Here is a 4464-nt window from a genome sequence, read left to right as displayed (position 1 = left end):
TGCAGATGTAGTTACTACAGCTGTTGTATTAGCACCATTCACGAAGTTTACCGTGTCATATGGTTTTACAAAGTCTTTTGCAGTGCCATTATTTTGTAAATTCCAACCTGCATTTAATACATCACCTACAGTAGCCGCATTATTAGGATTTACATAGTTAGGAGCTGCTACATCTGTTGTATTAACAGGAGCATGTTCAGTACTTGGCGCTTTTGTATCTTTTTTAGCACCATCCAAGTTACCTGCTACATTAGATAATGTAGTTGGTGCCTTAGTACCTTCTGGACCATTGATAGATGCAATCACATTCTCTTTAAGGATCTCAGTACCTTTTCCATTTGGCTCAGAATAATATTTAACTTCTTTGGTTCCATCTGGTTTTGTTACCGTCTTAGGATATACTTTCGTACCATCTGCAGTTGTATAACTTACAGGTTGCTCAGGCATTTCTTGAGCCTCAGCTTTCACAGTAATAGTACGAACACCATTTTCTGTTTTACCAGATACAGTAACTCCACCTTCTCCTACGAATTTTACTTCGTCAGCATTTTTTACTTGGTCTGTGTAGGCTTTTGTTAATTCACCTGTTGTTTTGTCAGAAGATACAACCCAACCCATATTACGTAAATCACCTACAGTAGCTGCTGTAGTATCAGGAACTGGAGTACCTGTAGCTGGTTTACTTAAATCTACAAGACCTGCTTTTGGTGTTCCTGTTGGGTAATTTGTCAAACCAGATGTAACATTTTTAATTGTTTTGCCACCATTATCTAAGCCATCTTTTGTTAAAGATACTGGCTTTGCTGGCGCATCTTTTGGAGTGATTGTCATACCATTGCCATCAATCACAGTGGTGTCACCAGCCGCATTTTTGAAACCAGCACTCGTTAAACCTGTCAATTCAGGTTTTAGGGAATAGATAAAGTTTTTACCAGCTTGTTTAATAGCAAGATTGTCACCAGCTTTGAAAGTAACTACATCGCCAGCTTTAATTTTTTCTTCTGATTTACCAGTTTCTGTACCAGAACCATCGTTTCCAGCAGTTGCTTTCCAAGCAGCATTATTCACAGCATTTACCACTGTATCTACAGTAGCTAATTTATTTCCATCTCCTGTCTTAGGAGCTGCTTTTCCGTCATCACCAGTATTAATAGTACCAGTATTAGCTTTTAGTTTGCCATCTGTTGTTTTGCCAATTGTATCACCATCTGTATTCACAGAAATACCATTTGCATCTGATGTAATAGATCCATCTGCAGCTTTAACATCAAATTTTACATTCGCACCTTTAGCTGTAGTTACAGTAGTACCATTTTTTACTTCTTCTTGTTTCGTAACAGTCACAGTAGTACCATTACCATTCACAAAGTTTACTTGGTCTTCTGTACCAATACCAGCCACTTTAGTTTTAGAATCACCAGCAATGTTCCAACCTGTAGCTAATTTTTTAGAAACAGAGTTTAACTGAGAACCATTGATAGCGTCTGTAGAATCATCTGCTACACGACCAGCTGCTACGTTTTTCAATTGACGTTCTGCCCCAGAACTACCAAAGGATACTACGTCACCTTCAGATGTGTTAGTACCACCAGCCCAGTTGAATGTATACGCCTTATTTGGTGAGTTATCGTCAACAACATTGCCATCTTTATCGTAGCTTACACTTAATTGACGTGTACCTACTAAATCAGTAGTAGAACCAGTACCAATAGCCACCGCATTTTGACGATTAGCACGAGCGCCTACACCTAAGGCTACAGATCCAATTGAGTCAGCACGAGAGCCAGCACCAATAGCTGTACCTAAATCACCTCTAGATAATGCATGTACACCTAGGGATGTGGAGGCGTGACCATTTTTATATTTATTATCCGCGAAGTTAAGCGCATTCGTTTCCATATCACGGCCAGTTAGCTCTTTATAGGCTGCCGCTACGGTGTCATTAGTTTTAGTTGTACCCGCAAATGTGTATTCTCGGTTTACATTTTTACCATTGATTTTTTCAGTGACTGTTTTTTTAGTTACTGTGTTATTACTTTTTTCAAAGCTTGTACTTTGAGCCGCTGCAGAGGCAATATTCGCACCACCGATCATGATGGAGGAATCACCTTGTGCATTCGTAGCACGACCCATAGCAATAGCGCCATCTTTACCGCTTGCTTTCGCTTGGTAACCTAAGGCAATATCACCATATTCCGCCCAAGATGCTGTACCACCTGCTAACGCATAGGCACCATTCGCTACGGAACCCATACCGATAGCTACTGCAGCTTCCGCATTTGGTTGTACAGTAGAACCAGCACCGATAGCTGTAGCGCCGAAAGCACCCATACGAACTACAGAGTTAGTACCGATAGCTGTACCCAAAGCCGTAGTGGAATGGGCTTCCATACCAATAACTACGGAACCAGATTGACCATACGTGGATCGATACCCAGTTGGCATATCACGACCTACAAGGTTTTTGTATTGTCCCGCTACTGTTCTTGTACTTTCCGTATAGGCTAAATTATAGTCATCAATAGTATTTACATTCGTTCTGTTCACCGCATCGTTTGTTACCACCTGGTATTTATTACCACGCAATTGATCTGTATCATTACCACCTAAGGCAACAACACCGTCACCAGCAACCACTTGTCCACCGATAGCGATAGATTGGTCACCAATGGCACGAGCCTCCGCACCTATGGCAGTCGCTTCATTGATAGCACTTTTACGATAGAAACTTAAACCGTTTGCTATATCAGTGCTTTTTCCACTATCCCCCGTTTTATCAAGTCCATTATGTGCAAATCCAGCTTGTAAAAAGGCTTTGGTTTTATCCATCTCAACCTTTTGAGCTGCATCTTTAATATCTTGAAGCCCATAGCCTGCTTTTACCAATACATTTTCATTACTATCGGCATTTGTATTATTGTCAACTAGTTTATTATTAGCTTTACTATCCACACGAATACCTGAACCGGCTTGGAAACCAAGAGCTGTAGCCGCGTTCATACGATACGTCCCATTTTCACCAAATGCTGTGTAGGCACCACGACCAACCACTGTGTTAGGACGGTCCGGTTTACCAGATCCTTCACTGAATGCATCACGACCAATAACAACGGTACCTTCCGCATCATTTGTAGTTTTAGCATTTTTACCGATAACAATACTAGTGTGACCTTTTGCATTAGTCTCAGTACCAATCGCAATTGTATCTTGACCACTACTAATTGCTGCTTTACCTATAGCGATAGCACGTGCCTGATTCGCAATTGCCGCTTCACCAAGGGCCATAGCATTGTCTGCAGTAGCCTCTGCTTTTCTACCTAAAGCAACAGCTTTATTTTTTGAGGCTTTACTTTCTACACCTAAAGCCATCGTACTATCAGCAGTAGCTTGAGACATAGAACCCACTGCGACCGATAAGTTCCCTTCAGCTTTAGCACCCTTACCTAATGCTGCTCCCTCAGTTCCTGTTGCTTTGGATTGCTTACCAAGTGCAACAGCTCCATCTTGAGATGCATTTGAATCAGGTCCTAAAGCAACCGCATTAGCATGACCTTGCCCAACTGCATTTCCTGCCGGGGCTGCATCTGCCATCATAGGGCTTACCGCCATCGCCATGGCAGCTGTAGTCATCACAATCGCTTTTGCTTTATTACGACCTACACGCTTTGCCAATTCAGATACTACTACATAGCATCCCTTAGTTTTGTTCCAAACTACTTTATAAATCCGATTTAATCCCATATAAATCTCCTTTACAACATTACTTATAAACTAAGTCCTATACATCGACTACATTGAATAACTTATATTCTTCTCACCCAGTATTCTTCTACTATCAAAATAAACCTTTAGTTTCCTAAAGGTTCTTTCGTGGAAAGCAATATTTATACACGAACCATACACACTACATATACTTGTTAGCCAAGACCTAGCAAATAATCTATTGTGTAAATCTAGTTCAAATTATTTCGATATCATTATACATGAATTTGTATACATTATCAACAACTAATTTAAAAAACTTTCACAATTTATCTGTAATCTATAGAATAATAGTATTCTTACTATCTACCACTATCTTCATATACTATTCATTTATTACATGTTAATTCATTTAAGTTTTAATTTTATGTATAAATTACCAATTTCTAAGCAATAGTTCGCATTTTTATTCCTAAATAAAATTAAGCATCAATAGATATGTATTATTACATCCCAAGCAAACAATTTTACACTATTTATTCAAAATGTTTATAATTAAATTATTGTATATATTATTGTAGAAGAATTTAGATATTATGTTTCTATTTTGCTGAAATCCTTCATCAATTTATACGATTAAAATTTACACAATATATTGTATGTTGCATTTAAAAACTGTGTATCTATATAGTATAATTAGAAATAACAATTATTGCTGAATCCTGCTTTCTCCTGAGGAACGCCGTTACGAGTAGTAGCCTT

Annotated in this window: 1 protein-coding gene; it reads right to left on the bottom strand. The window is 38.9% G+C overall.

The window, feature by feature from the left end; translation table 11 throughout:
- A partial coding sequence (locus tag HMPREF3032_RS04305) for an ESPR-type extended signal peptide-containing protein (protein ID WP_255358259.1) occupies positions 1 to 3741 on the bottom strand: 3741 nt, incomplete at its 3' end.
- Between the last annotated feature and the right edge of the window lie 723 nt (positions 3742 to 4464).

This window comes from Veillonella sp. DNF00869 (genome assembly GCF_001553345.1).
GTDB lineage: Bacteria > Bacillota > Negativicutes > Veillonellales > Veillonellaceae > F0422.
Note: the sequence above shows the minus strand (reverse complement) of the source record. Positions and strands in the feature narration are given on the sequence as shown.